The organism is Eubacterium ramulus, assembly GCF_003122485.1.
GTDB lineage: Bacteria > Bacillota > Clostridia > Lachnospirales > Lachnospiraceae > Eubacterium_I > Eubacterium_I ramulus_A.
Genome location: NZ_JRFU01000114.1, coordinates 1 through 18534, shown reverse-complemented (window position 1 = coordinate 18534; position 18534 = coordinate 1). Strand labels below are relative to the sequence as shown.

Genomic DNA, 18534 nt, shown 5'->3' with positions numbered 1-18534 from the left:
GTCGGAGATTGAACTCCCACTGAGAAATACTTGTTACTACTCACCACTTGCAGAAGTGGGAGTCTCAACTCAGACTGAGATAAACTTTGCTCTCCACGAATCAGCGAACTCAAATTCTTTGGCGTTATATCAAGTCTTTTTGCAAAATTTTCCTAGGTAACACCACTTTCATCAATAAGCTCATTTATATAATATCCTGGACAAAATGCAATTGTGTTATTATGTTCTATATAGTTATTCATAACGTTTGCTCACCTCCGCTATCTCTATTTTGGCAGAAAGATCGACATCACAATAATATCCTTCATGGTTTCTGCTTAGAGCTAGTCGTCTTCATAACTGATACGAAAATGTTATTGCAACAATTTTATTATATTCCTAATTATAAGCGCATTCTCTCCAAATACGCAATCAGATTTTTCATCTTCTGCTTCTGAGATATCCGTGTCAAAACCGATTCCAACTACACGCATGGTAACCTGACTTTCATCTGACACAAATACGTCGATGGCAGTATCGTCATTTACGCCATACAATACCTGTCCACTCATTTCTTTTCCTCCAGAATCGTACTTTTAAATCTCTGATTTTTTCTTTTTTTCTGCCACACCACAGACACCATTGCTGCCACCAGAAAACCAATACTGATCCATTGCGATGTTGACAGTCCTGCATAATATCCTCTCTCAGCATCGTATCTCAGATTTTCCAAGCAAAACCGCAAAATAGCATACAAGATCAAATAGGTTTCAACAGTATAATACCACTGCTTCTTTATCTGCAAATATAAAATAGCAAATGCAATGATCATTAAGCAAGCTGATTCTACCAACTGAACCGGGAATAATTTTATGCCCGGAATTGCATAAGAACCTTCCGGAAAAACGACCGCTCCAATTCCATCATATGGGATTCCATAACAGCATCCTGCCATAAAGCATCCCACTCTTCCAAAACTATGCATAAATGGTATAAGAAATATAAATTTCCGAACATATATCCCTGCCGGGATCTTGTGAATTTTTCCTGCCAGAAATACGAAGATCAATCCAAAGATCAATCCTCCATAAAATACAAATCCGCTCAACATTAAGGCATTAAAATATTGGAAATCTGTAATCCGCGACCAGTCGATGCTTTTATAAGAGACCAGAAGATACAATAGCTTTGCTCCCAGGAAGCCGCCTAAAATACAGTAAGCCTCTAATATCATCCAGTCATTAAAATCCAGTTTTTCATGCTTCAACACAAAAAAAGCAATGATATTCCCTATTACAACCCCAGATGCGATCAACAAACCATAGGACGGAATTGTCAAACCAAATAAATGTAAATATACGTGCATGTTTCCTCCTGAATATAAAAAAGGCTTCCGCATAATGCGGAAACCCCATTCTTAACTTTTCCAAACTTATAGACTAGTACAAACTAGCAAGACCAGCAGTGCAACCTATGCAAGCAATATATAAGATAAGGCTAAGTATTAAACCAATGATAGAGCAAACTAAACCACCGGTAGCGATACCTTTATGCTCCGGATTTTTTCTTCCAATCGCTCCTAAAACAATACCAATAATTGCTAAAATAGCGCCTAACCAACCAACTAATCCACCGGAAACAGCGCCAATGATAATTGAAATAATACCAAGTACTAATGATGCTACAGCCATTACAACTTCCTCCTGTTTTCTTATCTTTTGTTTTTCTGTAATTATCGCAGTAATTTATTATTTTGTCAATCTATTTATAAAATTTCTATAAATTTTTAATCAAAAAACTTTATTCTTGATAATAAAATATGCGTTTTACGCAAAATGGGCAATCCCATCAAGGGACTACCCATTCATTTTTTTATGCTATAAGAAATAATATCTATCTCATTTTTAGTACAGTTTTGCACCGGCCGGAATATGATTATCAACCATCAGAAGGTGAAGTTTCTCCTCTCCCTCTTCCTCATGGATTGCGGATAATAACATACCACAGGAATCAATTCCCATCATGGCTCTTGGCGGCAGGTTTGTGATAGCGATCAGTGTCTTGCCAACCAGTTCTTCCGGCTCATAGTAAGCATGAATACCACTTAAGATTGTGCGGTCTGTGCCTGTTCCGTCATCCAGAGTAAACTGTAACAGTTTTTTGGATTTCTTTACAGCTTCGCATGCTTTTACTTTTACTGCACGGAAATCAGATTTGCTGAATGTATCGAAATCTACTTCTTCTTTGAACAGCGGCTCGATCTCTACTTTGGAAAAATCAATTTTCTCATTTGCAGTGAAGAATCCGTTGTTGTCTCCTGCTGTTACTGCCTCTGCATCGTTTCCTGCTTTTGCAGCTTTTTTGTCAGAATCCAGACTCTTCATTGTCGGGAATTTTTTTGATTGCTAAGCTAACTCTTGTATATTCTTGCAAACCCTTGGAAAATGGGCTTTCCCGGATTCTATATACTTGGATACTCTTGGACGTTTTTTTGACTTTTGTGCGTCCAAAAGATGTCATTCGCCTTAAAATACGTCTTTTTATTTTATGCATGTACTGCTGTGTCAAACACAACAATACTTAGCAAGTATAACATATTTGCCACAGTATGAATAGGTATATTTTCAATCTTCAAAGAGTTCAATCGCAGGACTCTTTTCTAAAAAATATCCATATTTTTTGATAATTTCTCAATTACTGATTTGGTAACATCTGGGTTTGCTTCTGCATATATGTTCATGGTAGTCGATACATCAGCATGTCCCATTACCTCTTGAATTACTTTGATGTTGGTTTCATTCTCGCAAAATCTTGATGCAAACGTATGTCTGAAGATATGGCAGGAGAATCTTGGAATCATAACAGGTTCTCTCTTCTCCTTTTTAGCAGCCACCTCTTCTTCTGAATTATGTGTATCCACAATTCTCTTGATTGCCCGGTTTACTGCTGCTGGGTTATGTGGCATCCCAAATCGGTTTGTAAATACAAAATTGGTCATTCCATCCACATTCTCAACACAAAAGCCTTCCTGCTTCTGTCTCTCATATTCTTCCTGAAGCACATCATATACCTGCTGCATCATAGGTATTCTACGATTACCAGCTTCCGTCTTTGGCAAAGATACTCTAAACTCACATTTATATGAATCATCCGCTCTCTGGTAATAGGTTAAGCTATGATTGATATCAATGATTCGATTCTCCAAATCAATATCATCCCAGCGTATCCCAATTGCTTCTCCTATTCTGCATCCAGTTCCTAACAAAAATACAAAGAATGGATACCAGTGATAAAAGAACGGATTCTTTGCTACATACTCCATGAATTTTCTCTGCTGATCCACAGTCAACGCTCGCCTTGTTTTTCTGGCACCACCATTACGCTTCTTTACTTCACAGTATGCTCCGTCTACCGGATTCTTCCTTATGATATCATCTCTGACAGCAAGCTGAAATGTAGGTCTTAATACTGTGTTAATTGTCTCAAGCGTATTAATCTGTAATCCCTGATTATTAATCAAGTCTGTATAAAAGAATAACACGTCTGAGTATTTCACATCTCTTACTTTCTTCTTGCCAAATGTATCACGAATAAAATGATTCCATGTATACAAATAATTACTGTAAGTAGTGCTACGCAATTCTGTTTTAGTTGATATGTACCTGTCAAACAAAAAGTTTACATCAGCTTTTCCTGCGACATAGATATCAAGTCCATCCAACTGGTCTTTTTGTAACTGTTCTTCTCTTTCTCGAAGCTTTACCAAAGACTTTGCATAAATGGTTCTTTTCTTGCCTAATGGATCAATATATACATATGAGTATCTTCCGTCGCCTTTTCTGTAACCCTCACCCTTTCTTAATACTCTGCCTTTACCATCTTTTCTACAAGCCATTATTCTCTCCTTTCCGGAGAAAAGAGCCTGTTCTACTGATTAGCCTGCTGCTTCATTTGTAATTCAACACCCATTCTAATCAATTGCGAAATGGATAGATTATGAGTCTCAGCATACTCAACCATTATCTGGTATTCCTCTTCTTTGAATTTAACAGTTACCTTATGATCAAAAGGTTTATCTGCTTTTGGTCTTCCAGTTCTAACCATCTGTATGCCTCCTTCATATCTTAGTCATATTATACTTTCGGTCTGACCGAAAGTCAATACATTTTTTCTCTCTTGGCTCATTTTTCTCCATACTTGTTTGTATTTCTTCTATATCAATGCGTCATTTCTCATAATTACTTATAAAACTCGTCATCTACAATATGGAAAGTCTCCAGATATTCATCAATAATATCCAGATTAACCAACACCAGCTGATTCACTTTATAACATGCCTTTGCATCCTTCGCTAACTGCATAAACTTTGACACACTCATTGAATACATCTCTGCTCCTTCTGAATATCTAACAAATCTTTTATTATTAGTCTTTTTAGTTCTGCTGTCCATTTGCTAACTCCTCCATTACCATTTTGCGAGCTACAGGTAACAGATCAAACTGTCGTATCAATGCTCTGTCTATTTCTTCTCTCACGCCGGAATCCTCAATGACAGTTCCACTTTTTGCTCTAATGCAGCCTTTTGAAATTGTCTGTGCATCTTCAGGCATAAAATCAGAGATCTTACTTAATCCAAATCCACTCACATCCTTCGGATTTAAAATCACATGTACCGGAATATCCTTTAACTTACTGCTCAAAGGGACTACTGACACCTGCGGTGCACCATCATGATTACTGGCATCACATGAAATAATTATTCCTGGTCTGATTCCTCCCTGGATGCCATGTGGATTTTTTCCAAAATCTGCATACACGACATCAAATTTATTATACTTACCATATCTTCTTTTTTCTGTTCGTCTGCTCATATCTATGCTCCCTTCTTGATGTGCATATCCAATCTGCCCTCATCTACAGTCACCACAATGCCGCCTGCTTCAATAACCAGTCCTACCTTAAAATAAGCATCCGCAACACTGCTGGATATAGCTGCCATATTCGCAACAACTACTCCACTGATTTGCTTTTTGCGGATCATATTCACAATCTGATTCCACTGGCGATCAACATCTCTCTGCGAAAAGCCATTGCGTCTTATCTTTCCCACGATTGAATATTCTTTTCTCTTTACAAATTCATGTATATATTTGCTCTGCTTGTCTTCAAGCATATTTACTTTTTCCAATGGAGCCTGCACTGAAAGATATTCTATGCAATCCATCTTTTTAATCTTTCTTCTCATTCTCTGCCTCCTATGCTGACTTCAAAGCCTGCTCTATCATAAAATCAAATGTCTTTTTCAAATAATCCTGCTTATCTGCAGGTAACCGCTTTAGCCTCGAATCTAATGAATCCGGTGTACAGTCTATTGCAAGTAAGCTATTTGCGTCTGTTTCATAAACTTCCATAAGCATATACAAATTTTTCATGCTCAAGTTTCTTCCTCCTTGCTCCACCTGTCCAAGTGTCGAAACACTTATTCCAGTTTTAGCAGCAACCTCTTCAATGAGAAGTCCTTTGTCCTTACGGATATCACGAATCACCGGACCAATTTTATATCCTTCATATTTCATCGTCGTACCCTCCAATGTCCTGTGCCATTTCCCTAATCATCTCTACAGCTGCATCTTCTGTCTCGTACTGACCAAGCCACTTCCCACTTGAATCATGTACAACTGTTCCGAATGCAGTCTGTGTAAATCTGCAATCCTTCACAGCCGGGACTTGTTTGTCCCGACCGGAATGATTTTCTGTTGTCGCTCTACCAAAGGACTCCGTTAGCATCCAAAATCCTCTGCATGAGATACAATAATTGGCACCGGACCGACTTCAAGAGAATAGAGCCATATGCCCATATCTGTGATGGTCTTAACAAATTCTTCCAGATCATAAATGTCATCTGTGATCTCATTCAGGCTTCTGACTACTACAACCTCAAAGTCTTCCTCTTTAAGTGTTGCAAAGAAAGCATTCAGACCTTCTCTGTCATAGTCCCTTGTCATTGAACGATCACAATACGCATCATTGATTATTACTCCATTAGGCATTGCCTGATCACGCATATTCTCGACCATCTGGACTACATTAAGTTCTGCTCTGCGTGACTTTACAAATGCAATACCCTTTGCAAGCTCCTGATTATCTGTACCTTCGTTTCCTACTACGTTAAAATCTCTTTTATTCATTTTGTTATCTCCTTTACGATTTCGTATTGGAGAGTTTTGGCGCCTCCACTCTCGTGGTGTGCTGTTCCTTAGCACATGATTATGATAGAATACTTTCACTTTTTATGATTTGCCTATAAAGCCTAACTTTTCATTGTTTGTAGTCTTTAAAAGACTATTTTGTAAATGTTTCTATTAAGACCTTAATGGAATCCGCCTGCTCCTGTGAAATAGTCAAGCACTGCTTCCCAAACAGGAGGTAATCAACAGAACAACCTAGAATCTGACTAATCACATATAACTGAGGCACAGTACAATTTGCACGTCCATTCTCAATCCTAGACATCTGATTACTCTGGATATCTAGCACAGCTGCTAAATCAACAGCGGCAATCTTTTTATCTATTCTCAACTTTTGAATTCTCTGACCAATCTGTAATTGTACGTCCGAACTATATTCTTTAAAATCAGTCCATGTCATTCTGTTCACCTCCTCTCATGCAAAATAAAAAGCAGTGGTAATATTTCCTACCACTGCAATTAAAACACATATTTTACATTGATTCGATTCCCCCAATTTTAATATTAAAAAAGGGGTATTCTCATTGAGGCTTTTTACGTTGTGCCTCTAGCTGTTCAATAAACTCTTTTACTCTTAATCTTTCTTCATCCGTTATCATTCCCATTCTTTTTTCATATTCTCTTCTACTTTTATTATTATCACAATATGTTTTTAGTGCTTCTTGAAATACATTTTCACTGGTGTCCCTAAAACTAAAATCTATATCCTCATCTTCAGAATCCTTCAATACCACCTCTCCCCATAGTTTCTTTTGAGTTTCATTATCTATTTCCTGTAGTCTTTCACATATAGCCTCAAATCTTGGCTGTAATTTATTGATGAAGCCATTAGAACGCAATATTTCCTTTCTTTCTAATAATAAGTCCTTATATTCCTCATTCTTGTCCAATTCTTCTTGCAACTTCTTTATAATCATTTAATAGATTTCTAATTATCTCTTTAGATGTTCTTATATGCCGGTATAGCCCGTTATTCCGGGCTTTTCCGGCACATTTCATATCGGAAGAACCTCACAAATCTTTTTATTACCCCTCATGTTTTCGCTCTCAAAAGTAGTAAAAGCAGTAGTAAATTCTGCGTACTACTTATGCCGCCTTGGTTTCCTCGGCGCTTTCCGCCGCAGGCTCCGGCTTGGCCTCTGCGGTGGGTTTTGCCTTGGCTTGCAGCCGTTCCATTTCCTCCTGTGCGGAATGGAAAGTAGCGTGGGCGTAATAGTTCAGCGTCATTACAATGTTGGCGTGTCCCATGATGTACTGCAATGCCTTGGGGTTCATGCCCGCGTTTGCCATTCTGGTACAGAATGTATGCCGCATGGTGTGCGGCGTCATCACATCGGGCAACGGCTCCTTGTGGCACTTGTTGTACTTCTTGGCAAGGCACTTGAACATGGCGTCATAGTTGACGGCGGTTTTGGGCAGGCCGTCCGGCTCGGCACAGACAGAATGTATCCGTCTGCCCTATGACGCGCCGCCATTGTCCTGCGGGCGTATTTGTCAAGGAGCAAAGGGGCCGCCGGGAAAACAGGCAGGCGGGGAAAGGGAAAGCCGCCTGTCTATGGCCGGGGCCTTAACCGTCAGTCGCCAATGGGACTAACGATGGAATGGATCAGCTTGATTTGCAATCGGCGCTTCATATACTCGTCAATGCAGATATGAGGCTGGCCGCTGCCGTCATAGAGCGTCCGGGTACACAGCTTATTGATATAGCCGTCATAATGCTGCAAGACACGCTCCACGGCTTCGGCGTTACCGGCGCAGGCCGCGTCGATCACAAAATCAGGCAGAGGGCTTTTGCCCTTGTAACTGGATTGCTTCATCCGCGTTTAACCTCCCTCCGGCATGAACGCCATCAATTTTATACGCAAGTCTTTTAGGGTGCTTGTCCTGTGGCGCTGTACTGCGCTGCGGGACATTCCCATCAGGCGGCCGATTTCTTCGTCAGTCAAATCCAGAACAAAGCGGAGAATCAAAATACTCTGCTCGTCTTTTGGCAGGCTGGCAAACGCTTCGGCCACAAGCTCGTTGTCGATATGTAGGTCATAGCCATGCGAACTGAATGTAAAGCTGTCGCATGAATACCGATCTACGGTCGAGAGCTTGTCCCAATCAGCCGGGGAAAGAGCGTCCAGCGACACTTCACGGTCGCGGCGGCACTTCATTTCCCGCAGATAATCTATCGCCTCATGGTACAGAACCAGCTTGCAGTAGCGGTCAAACTGGCCCCATTCACCGTATTTGCGGGGGATCGCTTCCATCTTCTCACCCCCTTTCTATGGGGGATGTGGTGGTTCTCTCCCTTTCCGCCAATAGAGCGAATGGAATCTCTCTGGCTGCCCGCTAAACGCCTCCTTTTTTCACTTTTTTGAAATTTCTTTTTGCGCCGGGAAACAGACCGCAGGAAACAACAAAATTCGCCCGGCAGGTCAAAGACCCACAGGGCGAAACAAAAAGCAATATGTTCTTTTCCTACATGGTATAGTACATATACACAGCCGCTTGTCCCCGCTGCTGGGGGACGGCTTTTTTTGACAGGCTAACCCCTGTCGGATTTTGTCGAAGTAGTTTTCGTTGCATGGCGGCTCCCTCCTAAAGCCGCCATGCCAGAACACGGTGCAGGGGTCGTCGAAGCAAAAAGAAACGGCGGCCTTGATCTACTCAAAACCGCCGTATCCGTCAGTGATACAGGAAAGCGCACGAAATCCTCTGCCCGTCAGCGGTTTTTTTCTTTTCCCCGCTGTGGAGGCAGATGTTTCTTATTGATTTACCACAAGCATAAACTACAAATGTTACACAAATGTCCGAGGTGACTTTGATTTCGACAGAAAAACAGGCTGAATTGTTACAACGCTCGGACATTTCAAAAAATAGTGTTCTACTCAACCGTTTCAATCGAATCCACAATATTCATTTTTGAAATTTTCCGTAGCGGAATTGCTGTTGCCAGCAAGCAAGCTCCTACGGCCAAGAGGGTTGCTTCAAGAATGGGCATGACAGGGATTGCAACAAGCTGGATGGTGTCGCTCGTGGCCGCCTCAATGAAGATCGTACAAACATATCCCAGTACGCTTCCGATCACAGAGGCAATGACTCCGTAATATGCACCTTCCCAAAGAAAAGTTTTATAAAGGCTACCGGCGCTCATTCCAATGGCCCGCTGCATACCGATTTCTGTTACTCTGGTGTGAATATTTGTGTAAACGGTATTGATGATATTAAGAATACCGATCAGGCCAACGAAAAGGATCAGCCCCCATGCCAGCATTTGAATCTGTGCAAAGCTCTCTTTCAGTTGCTGGTCGCTTTCTTCATACGACAAGAATGTTGTCCCCGGCGTCCTATCACAAAATGACTCGATAAATGTATCAAAAATTTCCCTGTCTGCGCCCTCGTTCAGCGTAGGCAAAAACTCTGAATAGGTATCTTTTCCCGTCAGGCGTTCATAGATAGCATCATCAACGATCACCTGAACACCATTTGTGAAACCGCCATTTCCAATACCAAGATAACCGTCATAGCCATCCAAGGTTTTCAAAACATTCAGCTCCATTCCCGCAACACAGATGTTTTCTCCGGCCTCTATATTTGTAAATTCAAGAACATCTTCGCCGTAGCTCATGGGAATAGGATTTCTTACTATACAGGCGTTCCCTGATTTCAGTTGTCCAAGCTGTTCTTCTGGTAATTGATCCCCCATAAAATAATCCCAATATTCATCGTTCAATCCGACAACCTGAAAAGTTTCACCAGGTTTCAGTTGAAATTCAAGACTGATTTCATCGAGCAGCCCATTTTCATTTTGTTCGTAAAGCGAAAATTGTATGGCGGCTACACTTTGCACAGCTTCATTTTTCCGCAAAGTGTTCAGATCATCTGTGGTAAATCCAACACTTTCATTTGTGATCTGATAATCTCCTAAATGGTTATCTTGCAGGGCGCTTGCAGCGTTCAGGAGAGAGGAAAACCCTTGCAGGGCAATAAAAACCGTGATACTCATAACAAGGGACAAAATTGTAATTGCAGTACGGCCTTTATTTCTCTTTAAGTTCAGGCGGGCATAGTATGCTTCAAAATTATGGATTTTCTTTGTTTTACGCTTTCTGCGGCGAATTTTCAGATTTGTTCCAGACATCGCCATAATGGGGGATACCCTTGCGGCTGATCTGGCTGCTGGCAATGCTGCAAACAGCGCAAACGCCAAAGTGATTGCTCCGCTTAAAACCAGTAAGGTTCCATTCAAAGAACTGTTCTCTGCTATTAGAGTTTTCAATTCAGAAGCATCCTGAACCAAGAACAATTCAGGGGAAACCAAGCCGGTAGCTGCCTCTAAAATTCCTCTGGCACTCAAGAAGCCAAGAAGCATACCAATAGGAATCCCCATCAGGCATAATAGGATTACTTCAATTACAATGATCTGATAAAGCTGTCCTTTTTCGCCTCCAATAGCCCGAAGCGTTCCATATCCCTTTATCCGTTTTGAGACAGATATTTTCAGAATGTTGTAAATCACAAGGCCCGCAGCCAGCAAAATTAAACTACCCACTAATATCCCTGCGACTGTCATAAAAGAGAATCCCTTATCATTAGCATCCTCGGAATTTGCAGTATAGGAAATTCCCAAAGCGTTCAAATATACAATATTGTAGCTGGTATCAAGCTCATGGATGTTCAATTCCTTATTGATGTCATCGACAACTGCTTGAAAACTCTTTTTATCGGTAGTCTGAATATCCACATTGTAATAAATATAAGATTCCGGTAGAAGTTGTTCGGCAGTTCCTTCTCCTACAACTCCCGTAACAGTGCCGCTTGTATATCCTAAGTAGTTATTTTTCAATCTCCCTGTAAGAACAAATTCCGCTGTATAGGAATAGCTGTCCACAATGTTGTGGCGAAGATTTTTTTGCAGTGAAAGTGTAATCTTATCTCCAATACCGCCCTCAAAGCCAAGATATTTCAGAATATCTTCCGAAAGAGCTATTTCCATCGGGGCTTCTGGCAGACGACCTTCTTCTACACTGGTACTGGACGGATAGATAGCGGCATTGTCATCCAAATATTCCATCAAACCAAGGGTAAGAGATGGGGAGAGTTCTAAACTTCCCATATAAATAGATTTCCCTACATAGGAAAGACGCTCATCCTGTTCCAGTGCGTGAAGCTGATCTGCATTCATCTGCAAAAAAGTGGCATATCGGTTTCCTCCGATAGCGATGGCCTGCTGTTCCCGCATTGCACTAAGTACGCCAATGGATTGTCCTACAATGGTTGTCATCATAGTAGACAGCACAACGGCAATCAAAATAAGAATAGAAGTGACTTTTTGGGACAGCAGTTCTTTCAATGCTAATGTACGATAAGATTTCATTTCGCTGTCACCTCCGTAAGCACACCATCTACAATCTGAAACTGCCGGTCTGCCATTCGTGCAATACGGCTGTCATGGGTAATGACAACGAGAGCTTTCCCCATCTTTTTCCATACATTTTGAAGCAGTTCCATGACTTCGCCGCCGCTTTTGCTGTCCAGATTTCCCGTAGGCTCATCCGCAAAAATTACATCCGGCTTTGCAATCAAAGCGCGGGCGATGGCTACACGCTGCTGCTGGCCGCCGGATAACTCATGGGGCAGATGTTCCAAGCGGCCCTGAATGCCAAGTAGTTCTGTAATCTGTTTCAGGTATGCTTCATCCGGTTTTTGTTTATCCAGCAAAAGAGGCATGATAATATTTTCTTTCGCCGTCAGAACTGGAAGCAGATTAAATTGCTGAAAAATAAATCCAATCCGTTTACGGCGGAATGCCGACAATTCCTTATCGCTGTAACTGTAAATATCTTTACCATCGTAGGTCAGCGAGCCGGAAGATGGCTTATCCAAGCCGGAAAGCAAATGCAGCAGGGTACTTTTTCCGCTTCCCGATGGCCCCATAATGGAAATAAAATCGCTGGATACAATTTCGAGATTTGCACGATCCAAAGCCACCACTCGGTTTTCACCGTCACCATAAATCTTTGATAAATTCTTTGCCTCAATATTCATAAAAAACACTCTCCTTATTTGTGGTATAAGGAGAGTGTAAATGATAAATCTCAAAAATCGCTCAAGGATTACACAAAATGAAAAATAGCCATTGCGGATGCACCGCCCCCGGCTCGATTTTCCAAAATCAATCGGCCACCATGTTTTTCACATAAAATTCTGCTGCTGTAAAGCCCCATTCCAAAATGTGAGGAATTACTACTTGTCGTTTCAAAGGGGGTTGGCCCATTCTGTACGAGAGACAGCGGATAACCAGCACCATCATCTTCTACATTCAAGGTCATAGAATCATTTTGCAGCGTTATTTGAATAGAGATTGCTTTTTCTGCAAATCGCGCCGCATTTCCAATCAGATTTTCCGCTACGGTAAGAAATAGCCCGTGATCTATACAAACAGTTCCGCCTGATGGGACTAAAACAGAAACTTTTTTGGATAGCGCCAACAGTCGTGCTGTTTCCTGCAATTCACTCTGCAAAACGGATAGTCTGATTTCTTTTGGCTTAACAGAGAGTTGTTCCAACTTTTGAACACTGCTCATAGCTTCTACATACTGCTCAATCCGTAAAGTGTAACTTTCCAGCCGGTCTATGGTCTGTTCGTCCTGAATACCTTGCCGCAAAAGTTTTACACTTCCTTTTAATACCGTAATCGGGTTACGCAGATCATGGGAAAATGCGGCATTGAGCCGTTTGCGTTCCTCGGCCTGTTGCCACAATAGCCGATTCGATTTCAGAAGTTCACTCCGCATTTCTTCAAAGGCAGCACATAGTTGTCCCATTTCATCGTTAGACAAAATCGGCAGCGAAAAATCCAGATCATTATTCTGAATCCGCATAATGCCATTTTGCAGGCAGGAAATAGGCTGTTTCAATTTGAGATAATAAAAAAGAAAGACTGAAACAATCAATCCGCCTACTGGAAAAAGAATACAGGAAACCGTCTGCACAATGTTTAGGGTAGCCAAAATACGCTGTTGTGACACCGTAGGAGATGGCAAAGGTACAACAGAGCCATCCGACAAAATTTCTACACCGCCTAAAGGATAATGGTTTTCAATGCCTCGGCAAAGGAAGATAACTGTCCCAAGCAGGAGAAATGCCACTGCCAAACAGGAGAGGGATAATAGCAGGAAAGATTTCTTTAGTCCCATATTTTTTAGGCGTTCCACCGATAACCACACCCCCAAACCGTTTCAATGTAATTGTGCAATGTATGTGCTGCAAATTTAGCGCGTATTTTCCGAATATGCTCCATAATTGTATCGCTGTTTCCGTCCCCATCCAAGCCCCACACAAGCTCATAAATTCGCTCGCGGTCAAAAACCTGTCCTGCATTGAGGGATAAAAGTTCTACAATCTCAAACTCCCTCTTAGATAGCGGGATGTTCAGATTATTGATTGTAACTGTTCGGGCGGAATAATCCAGTATCAATTCACCAAAGAAGCGTACTGCCGAATTATTTTGGCGTCGCTGCTCCCGGCGCAGATGTGCGGCAATACGCGCCCCCAATTCATCCAAATCAAAGGGCTTGACGATATAATCATCCGCCCCGGCCTGAAATCCAATGATTTTATCGCTGGATTCAATACGAGCGGTTAAAAAAAGAATGGGACAGGCTATGTGTTCCCGTATCTGCTGGCATACAGTCAGACCATCCATTCCCGGCATATTGATGTCCAATAAAATTAAGTCTGGTTTGCAAGCTACTTTTTTGAGCGCTTCTTGTCCGCTATAAGCAGTCAGAATATCATATTGTGTTTGAAAATAACTCTGTATCATATCAACAATACCGCGTTCATCATCAACGATCAGTAATTTAGGATTCAAAATCATGCACCTCCGTTCTTTATATGATATATGGTAAATCTCAAAAATTCCTCAACTTTCTATGAAACCACAGCCGTTCCCCTACATTATACGATATTCAGAACAAACATTGAAGATAAATGAATTAAAAATGGCGGCCTTGCTTAACAAAGCCGCCGAATAAAAAAGCTTCATTCCACAAAGAACAGTACCCGCCGGATCAGCTCCGGGATATTGACCGGGGCGGTAATATAGTCGTTCACACCCTCATGCCGGTATTCATATTCCGTGGCAAGGTCGTTGTTCTCGGTGAGGATAAAGAACGGCAGAAGCCGGACAGGGGGATTCTTCATTTGGAACATCCCCGCCACCCGCCGCAGCGTATGAAACAGCTCCATTGCTGTGCCGTCCGGCAGTTCCACATCACACAAGATTAGGTCTATTTCCTTATCCTCAAAAATCCGGCGCTTGGCCTCCCCAATCGAGGGAATCAGAATCAGGTCAAAGCCCTTTTGTAGCATGGCAGCCCGCAGCACTTCGGCACTGGTATCTTCCGCATGGACAAAGAGCAGCTTGTGAAAAGTCGGGGCCTTTTCGCCGGATAACTGCCGGTAAGCGTATTCCACCAGCTTATCTTGCAGCAGCAATCCTTTCATTTTGTCCATGCACAGCGTCGCATCCCGACGCTTGGCCTCCTGTTCGTAGTCGTCCTTGTCATGGCAGGACGCCAGAATAAAAGGCAGCTCCTTGTCTGCGGCCCGTACCTCGTCCAGAAAGTCCATGCCGGAACCGTCCGGCAGGTCGAGATCACAGCAGACCACCAGCGGCATTTCCTCTTGGATGGCGGCCCGCGCTTCTTTCAGCGTGCAAGCCGTTTTCACCGGGTAGCCCCGGTGCTGTAAGTATTTTTGCAGACACCATGTATAGGTGTCGCTGTCGTCGATCAGCAGTATCTTTTTCATGTGTCCTCACCCCCAATATTGATTTACCACAAGCATAAACTACAAATGTTACACAAATGTCCGAGGTGCCTTTGATTTCGACAAAAAAACAGGCTGAATTGTTACAAAGCTCGGACATTTCAAAAATTTTTTGAGAAATGGCGAAAAAAGCGGGGCAGCACACGCCGCCCCGCCGATCCCATACGGTTATTCCATCGCCCGCATTTGTTCGATCAGGGATTGCTTTTTCTGTCTGCGGATTGTCCATACAGACAAGATCAGTTCCATTCCGAACAATACCAGAATGAACAGTCCCATTTCCAAAACCGGGAATTTGTAAGGCACTACATTTCCGGCAAAAGCTCCTATACTCATTTTTCTGCAAGCAAAGATGGAAGCCGGAAGCCCAACGATCAGCGTCGCCAATGTTGCAAAGAGCGCATAGCACAGCCCCTCACAGATGTTCATTTCACATAGCTGTTTTTGTGTTAGGCCGATAGAACGCAGAATACTGTTTTCCTGCTTTCGGGCTATCTGGTTAGAGAGTGTCGTATTGATAAGGTTGATAACGCCAAAGAGAAATACCAACCATGAAAGTATCTCCATACTGCCAAACGCAAAAGAATTTGTCATTTCTTCATATTCAATCACTGTATTGATTTCATCTAAGGCAATATTACTATGGCTGGCAACAATATTTTTCAATTCAGCTCCCACATAGTCCGTTTTTTTCGGATCGTTTACAATGCTCCATGAATAGTCGAAAGAAGCGATTTCCGGGTGCAGTTCATGGAACAATGCTTCTGGTGCGAAAAAGAGTACTCCATCGAGGGCCAGTTTTCCATGCCCGGAAGGCGTCTTGTTGGAATCAAACAATCCTGATACAGTGACGGAAACAGGCGGTTGCCCCTCTCCAAAATAAAAGTCAACTGTTGAACCAACACCCATATCCTCATTCTGCTTTAGCACATTATAGTCAATTACAATACTACGGGAATCTTTTGGCATCGTTCCTGCTGTCAGAGCCGCTTCAACTGTTGCATAATTCTGGTCGGTCAGCATATCACACATACCACCGCTTTGGTAAATGTCCGTCTTAAGGGTTGCATAGAGAGATTGTCTGCTTGGAATTATATCTGTAACACCATCAATAGATAAGATTTCCTGTTTTAATTCTTCATTCAACGGATTTCCCGCTGCCATAACCTTTTCTTCTGTCATTTCAGAATCCAAATAAATTTTATAGTCGCCGTCCGGGAAAAACCGTCTTGCAAGCGCCTCTGGAGAACGCAGCAAAACAATGGAGGATACCACAAGCAGAATAATTCCGCCCAAACTCAATGAGGCTACAATAGCAACGGTCTTTTTTCGGTCACGCTTAAAATTCGCAATTCCCATTGAAACAGGATTGAGCTTGATATTCTTTTTTCGGCTTCGGATGTCCTTTTGTGCCGGGGTAAAACGGACGGCTTCAATCGGGGAAATCCCTGCCGCAATTTTTATCGGCTTACGGATGGAAACAGATACCATGATCCAACTGCTTATGAGTGTCAAAATAATCGTTGCCACATAAGAAACAGCATTAAATCCCTTGGGAAACAAAAGAAAACCGCCGCATACGCCCAGCACTGTACCAATCAAAATTCCGATACTGCCAAGTTTGCGTCCCTCCCGCTTTACAATCCGCTTGATTTGCTTTGGCGTTGCACCAATCGTCCGAAGCTGCCCGTAGCTCTTGATTTTGTCATTGATGGAGATACGGAAGATACTCTGGATCACAATGTAGCCGCCAATCAGAACAATGGCAATCACGCCAGCCATCAGTGCAAGATCAAAGGATTTAGAGACATAAGCAAAATATTTGCTGTTCATTTTGGGCATAGGAAGCTGATATTCCTCTGTAATCTCCCTGCAATAAGAGGTCATCAGTTCTTCGTCCAACTTGACTCCGTTTTTGAAATGAGCATAGGCGCGATAGCCAGCCGGATCAAACCTATTCCATTCGGTCAGTGCAGCTTTGGAAAGAATGATCGCGCAGGTATTTGCTTCTTTCTCATTTACGCTGTCCATAATGCCAGTAACGACATAATCACCATGAAAACTTTCGGTATCTAAGGTCACAGTGTCCCCGATTTTAGCGTTATTTCCATAGGTGGAAAGAAAGTATTCGCTTACGACAACTTCATTTGCCTTTTCAGGAACCCGACCCTCTAACAGATTCATTTGTGCCTTGGCAATCTCCATCATTTGCGCGTCGCAATACACATAGGACGCATGATAGCCCTGTTCCGAAAGTTCCTCACCCAGCATATAGTAGCCGCCTACACGCTCAAACTCCGGCACTCCTTTTAAGTTTTCAATATCGTTTTCCTCTACACCTCGCCAGACCGCCTCATAAGTATCGAGAACCTGATTGCGCTGCATTTGTGTCAGGGAAGTAGACACTATTCCTGTAAAGCAGATCAGAAACGCCGCCAGCGCAACGGCAATCACCACCATCAGATTCCGGCGCTTCTCGCTTTGCAAACTTTTCTTTGCCAGCTTCTTTGTAATGGCGCTGGTATCATTCTCAAAAGGCCATGTCATAGCCTGCCACCTCCTTATTCCACAATCTTTCCGTCCTCAATGCGGACAATCCGATCTGCAAGGCGGGCAATGTCGTCATTGTGCGTAATCATCACAACAGTTTGCCGAAACTCCGCACTGGTGCGCTTGATAAGCCCCAGCACCTCGGCGCTGGTCTTGCTGTCAAGGTTGCCGGTCGGCTCGTCGGCCAGCACGATAGCCGGTTTGGTAATCAAGGCGCGGGCGATAGCCACACGCTGCTGCTGTCCGCCGGAAAGATTGTTCGGCATATTTTTCAGTTTATCTTCCAGCCCCAGCAGGTGAACGATCTCGTCCAAAAACTTCTGATCCACCGTGTCCCCGTCCAGCTCCACCGGCAGGACGATGTTCTCATACACATTCAGGATGGGAACAAGATTATAGTTCTGGAAGATAAAGCCGATGTTGCGGCGGCGAAAGATGGTGAGCTGTTCGTCGTTCATCTTCGACAGTTCTTTGTCCCGGACAATCACATTGCCGGAAGTAGGGGTGTCCAGCCCGCCCATCATGTGAAGCAGGGTAGACTTGCCGCTGCCGGAGGTTCCCACAACGGCCACAAATTCGCCGTCATTTACGGAGAAGTTCACGCCGTCAAGGGCGCGGGTGATGTTCGGCTCTGTGCCGTAATACTTTTTCAGGTCGATAGTCTGTAAAATGCTCATAAAATTCAATCCTTTTTTTGTTTGTTGTAAATGCGGAACGCTGCTGCGCCGGTGGCCGCCAACTGCACCAGAATCAGCACAGCGAACAGGCCGAAGCTCTCATAGTAGAACAGTTCATCCCAAAATAGGAGAACATCACAGAGAGCAGTCAAGGCAACCGTCCGGCGGATGTGCCGGGCCAGCCATTGCCGGAACACCAGCACAAGGGCAACGGGCGGGACGATCAGCAGCGCCAGATTCAAAATCAATGTCGGGG

23 protein-coding genes and 2 pseudogenes are annotated in these 18534 nt (G+C 42.9%); all 25 read right to left on the bottom strand.

Annotated features, from left to right (window positions below):
• Positions 1-353 precede the first annotated feature (353 nt).
• Positions 354-551: a hypothetical protein gene (locus tag LG34_RS10235; protein WP_109215956.1), complete on the bottom strand. Its 198-nt coding sequence runs from the start codon at positions 549-551 to the stop codon at positions 354-356.
• Positions 548-1345: a prolipoprotein diacylglyceryl transferase gene (locus LG34_RS10230; RefSeq protein WP_109215955.1), complete on the bottom strand. Its 798-nt coding sequence runs from the start codon at positions 1343-1345 to the stop codon at positions 548-550. The genes LG34_RS10235 and LG34_RS10230 overlap by 4 nt, the downstream gene beginning before the upstream one ends.
• Before the next feature lie 73 nt (positions 1346-1418).
• Complete coding sequence (locus LG34_RS10225; protein ID WP_109215954.1) at positions 1419-1670, bottom strand: hypothetical protein; 252 nt, start codon at positions 1668-1670, stop codon at positions 1419-1421.
• A 213-nt stretch (positions 1671-1883) separates the two neighbouring features.
• Positions 1884-2270, bottom strand: a pseudogene (locus LG34_RS10220) (lysine--tRNA ligase); the annotation flags it as partial.
• 368 nt (positions 2271-2638) lie between these two features.
• Positions 2639-3874, bottom strand: coding sequence for a tyrosine-type recombinase/integrase (locus tag LG34_RS10215; protein ID WP_004611641.1), 1236 nt, complete (start codon positions 3872-3874; stop codon positions 2639-2641).
• Positions 3875-3906: 32 nt separating this feature from the next.
• Positions 3907-4083 carry a DUF6290 family protein gene (locus LG34_RS10210; RefSeq protein WP_077326067.1) on the bottom strand — a complete coding sequence of 59 codons (177 nt, stop codon included), beginning with the start codon at positions 4081-4083 and terminating at the stop codon, positions 3907-3909.
• 134 nt (positions 4084-4217) lie between these two features.
• Positions 4218-4430, bottom strand: a complete 213-nt coding sequence (locus LG34_RS10205; protein WP_004611639.1) for a DUF6462 family protein — start codon at positions 4428-4430, stop codon at positions 4218-4220.
• Positions 4414-4851 carry a type II toxin-antitoxin system PemK/MazF family toxin gene (locus LG34_RS10200; protein WP_004611638.1) on the bottom strand — a complete coding sequence of 146 codons (438 nt, stop codon included), beginning with the start codon at positions 4849-4851 and terminating at the stop codon, positions 4414-4416. Before LG34_RS10200 ends, LG34_RS10205 begins: the two co-directional genes overlap by 17 nt.
• A gap of 2 nt (positions 4852-4853) precedes the next feature.
• On the bottom strand, positions 4854-5225 hold the full coding sequence (locus LG34_RS10195; protein WP_004611637.1) for a recombinase family protein: 372 nt from the start codon (positions 5223-5225) through the stop codon (positions 4854-4856).
• A gap of 10 nt (positions 5226-5235) precedes the next feature.
• Complete coding sequence (locus tag LG34_RS10190; protein ID WP_004611636.1) at positions 5236-5556, bottom strand: helix-turn-helix domain-containing protein; 321 nt, start codon at positions 5554-5556, stop codon at positions 5236-5238.
• Entirely contained in the window at positions 5546-5767 is a 222-nt protein-coding gene (locus tag LG34_RS10185) for a hypothetical protein (RefSeq protein ID WP_004611635.1), read from the bottom strand. Before LG34_RS10185 ends, LG34_RS10190 begins: the two co-directional genes overlap by 11 nt.
• Positions 5761-6168 carry a recombinase family protein gene (locus LG34_RS10180; protein WP_077326070.1) on the bottom strand — a complete coding sequence of 136 codons (408 nt, stop codon included), beginning with the start codon at positions 6166-6168 and terminating at the stop codon, positions 5761-5763. Before LG34_RS10180 ends, LG34_RS10185 begins: the two co-directional genes overlap by 7 nt.
• Positions 6169-6322: 154 nt before the next feature.
• Positions 6323-6628, bottom strand: coding sequence for a helix-turn-helix domain-containing protein (locus tag LG34_RS10175; RefSeq protein ID WP_004611633.1), 306 nt, complete (start codon positions 6626-6628; stop codon positions 6323-6325).
• A 121-nt stretch (positions 6629-6749) separates the two neighbouring features.
• Complete coding sequence (locus tag LG34_RS10170) at positions 6750-7145, bottom strand: hypothetical protein (protein WP_004611632.1); 396 nt, start codon at positions 7143-7145, stop codon at positions 6750-6752.
• A 169-nt stretch (positions 7146-7314) separates the two neighbouring features.
• A pseudogene (locus LG34_RS10165) lies at positions 7315-7650 on the bottom strand (tyrosine-type recombinase/integrase); the annotation flags it as partial.
• A gap of 152 nt (positions 7651-7802) precedes the next feature.
• Complete coding sequence (locus LG34_RS10155; protein WP_004611627.1) at positions 7803-8045, bottom strand: helix-turn-helix domain-containing protein; 243 nt, start codon at positions 8043-8045, stop codon at positions 7803-7805.
• Positions 8046-8051: 6 nt separating this feature from the next.
• Complete coding sequence (locus tag LG34_RS10150) at positions 8052-8483, bottom strand: sigma-70 family RNA polymerase sigma factor (protein ID WP_004611626.1); 432 nt, start codon at positions 8481-8483, stop codon at positions 8052-8054.
• A 617-nt stretch (positions 8484-9100) separates the two neighbouring features.
• Positions 9101-11593 carry an ABC transporter permease gene (locus LG34_RS10140; protein WP_077326074.1) on the bottom strand — a complete coding sequence of 831 codons (2493 nt, stop codon included), beginning with the start codon at positions 11591-11593 and terminating at the stop codon, positions 9101-9103.
• The gene (locus tag LG34_RS10135; protein WP_004611623.1) at positions 11590-12264 is read right to left on the bottom strand and encodes an ABC transporter ATP-binding protein; all 675 of its coding nucleotides are present in this window, start codon (positions 12262-12264) and stop codon (positions 11590-11592) included. Before LG34_RS10135 ends, LG34_RS10140 begins: the two co-directional genes overlap by 4 nt.
• Positions 12265-12332: 68 nt before the next feature.
• Positions 12333-13433, bottom strand: coding sequence for a HAMP domain-containing sensor histidine kinase (locus LG34_RS10130; RefSeq protein WP_242850323.1), 1101 nt, complete (start codon positions 13431-13433; stop codon positions 12333-12335).
• Entirely contained in the window at positions 13421-14092 is a 672-nt protein-coding gene (locus LG34_RS10125; protein WP_431602612.1) for a response regulator transcription factor, read from the bottom strand. Before LG34_RS10125 ends, LG34_RS10130 begins: the two co-directional genes overlap by 13 nt.
• 170 nt (positions 14093-14262) lie before the next feature.
• A complete protein-coding gene (locus LG34_RS10120; protein ID WP_077326076.1) occupies positions 14263-15033 on the bottom strand; it encodes a response regulator in 771 nt (256 codons plus the stop codon).
• Between the two features lie 186 nt (positions 15034-15219).
• Positions 15220-17598 carry an ABC transporter permease gene (locus tag LG34_RS10115; protein WP_077326079.1) on the bottom strand — a complete coding sequence of 793 codons (2379 nt, stop codon included), beginning with the start codon at positions 17596-17598 and terminating at the stop codon, positions 15220-15222.
• A 14-nt stretch (positions 17599-17612) separates the two neighbouring features.
• Positions 17613-18278, bottom strand: coding sequence for an ABC transporter ATP-binding protein (locus LG34_RS10110; protein WP_004611618.1), 666 nt, complete (start codon positions 18276-18278; stop codon positions 17613-17615).
• A 5-nt stretch (positions 18279-18283) separates the two neighbouring features.
• Positions 18284-18534 (bottom strand): hypothetical protein (locus LG34_RS10105; protein WP_109215951.1); only part of this gene is annotated, 251 nt, incomplete at its 5' end.

What these genes read in the sequence shown, in the direction of transcription:
- LG34_RS10235 (WP_109215956.1), bottom strand. Translation starts at nt 551, where the DNA reads ATGAGTGGACAGGTATTGTATGGCGTAAATGACGATACTGCCATCGAC.
- LG34_RS10230 (WP_109215955.1), bottom strand. Translation starts at nt 1,345, where the DNA reads ATGCACGTATATTTACATTTATTTGGTTTGACAATTCCGTCCTATGGT.
- LG34_RS10225 (WP_109215954.1), bottom strand. Translation starts at nt 1,670, where the DNA reads ATGGCTGTAGCATCATTAGTACTTGGTATTATTTCAATTATCATTGGC.
- LG34_RS10215 (WP_004611641.1), bottom strand. Translation starts at nt 3,874, where the DNA reads ATGGCTTGTAGAAAAGATGGTAAAGGCAGAGTATTAAGAAAGGGTGAG.
- LG34_RS10210 (WP_077326067.1), bottom strand. Translation starts at nt 4,083, where the DNA reads ATGGTTAGAACTGGAAGACCAAAAGCAGATAAACCTTTTGATCATAAG.
- LG34_RS10205 (WP_004611639.1), bottom strand. Translation starts at nt 4,430, where the DNA reads ATGGACAGCAGAACTAAAAAGACTAATAATAAAAGATTTGTTAGATAT.
- LG34_RS10200 (WP_004611638.1), bottom strand. Translation starts at nt 4,851, where the DNA reads ATGAGCAGACGAACAGAAAAAAGAAGATATGGTAAGTATAATAAATTT.
- LG34_RS10195 (WP_004611637.1), bottom strand. Translation starts at nt 5,225, where the DNA reads ATGAGAAGAAAGATTAAAAAGATGGATTGCATAGAATATCTTTCAGTG.
- LG34_RS10190 (WP_004611636.1), bottom strand. Translation starts at nt 5,556, where the DNA reads ATGAAATATGAAGGATATAAAATTGGTCCGGTGATTCGTGATATCCGT.
- LG34_RS10185 (WP_004611635.1), bottom strand. Translation starts at nt 5,767, where the DNA reads ATGCTAACGGAGTCCTTTGGTAGAGCGACAACAGAAAATCATTCCGGT.
- LG34_RS10180 (WP_077326070.1), bottom strand. Translation starts at nt 6,168, where the DNA reads ATGAATAAAAGAGATTTTAACGTAGTAGGAAACGAAGGTACAGATAAT.
- LG34_RS10175 (WP_004611633.1), bottom strand. Translation starts at nt 6,628, where the DNA reads ATGACATGGACTGATTTTAAAGAATATAGTTCGGACGTACAATTACAG.
- LG34_RS10170 (WP_004611632.1), bottom strand. Translation starts at nt 7,145, where the DNA reads ATGATTATAAAGAAGTTGCAAGAAGAATTGGACAAGAATGAGGAATAT.
- LG34_RS10155 (WP_004611627.1), bottom strand. Translation starts at nt 8,045, where the DNA reads ATGAAGCAATCCAGTTACAAGGGCAAAAGCCCTCTGCCTGATTTTGTG.
- LG34_RS10150 (WP_004611626.1), bottom strand. Translation starts at nt 8,483, where the DNA reads ATGGAAGCGATCCCCCGCAAATACGGTGAATGGGGCCAGTTTGACCGC.
- LG34_RS10140 (WP_077326074.1), bottom strand. Translation starts at nt 11,593, where the DNA reads ATGAAATCTTATCGTACATTAGCATTGAAAGAACTGCTGTCCCAAAAA.
- LG34_RS10135 (WP_004611623.1), bottom strand. Translation starts at nt 12,264, where the DNA reads ATGAATATTGAGGCAAAGAATTTATCAAAGATTTATGGTGACGGTGAA.
- LG34_RS10120 (WP_077326076.1), bottom strand. Translation starts at nt 15,033, where the DNA reads ATGAAAAAGATACTGCTGATCGACGACAGCGACACCTATACATGGTGT.
- LG34_RS10115 (WP_077326079.1), bottom strand. Translation starts at nt 17,598, where the DNA reads ATGACATGGCCTTTTGAGAATGATACCAGCGCCATTACAAAGAAGCTG.
- LG34_RS10110 (WP_004611618.1), bottom strand. Translation starts at nt 18,278, where the DNA reads ATGAGCATTTTACAGACTATCGACCTGAAAAAGTATTACGGCACAGAG.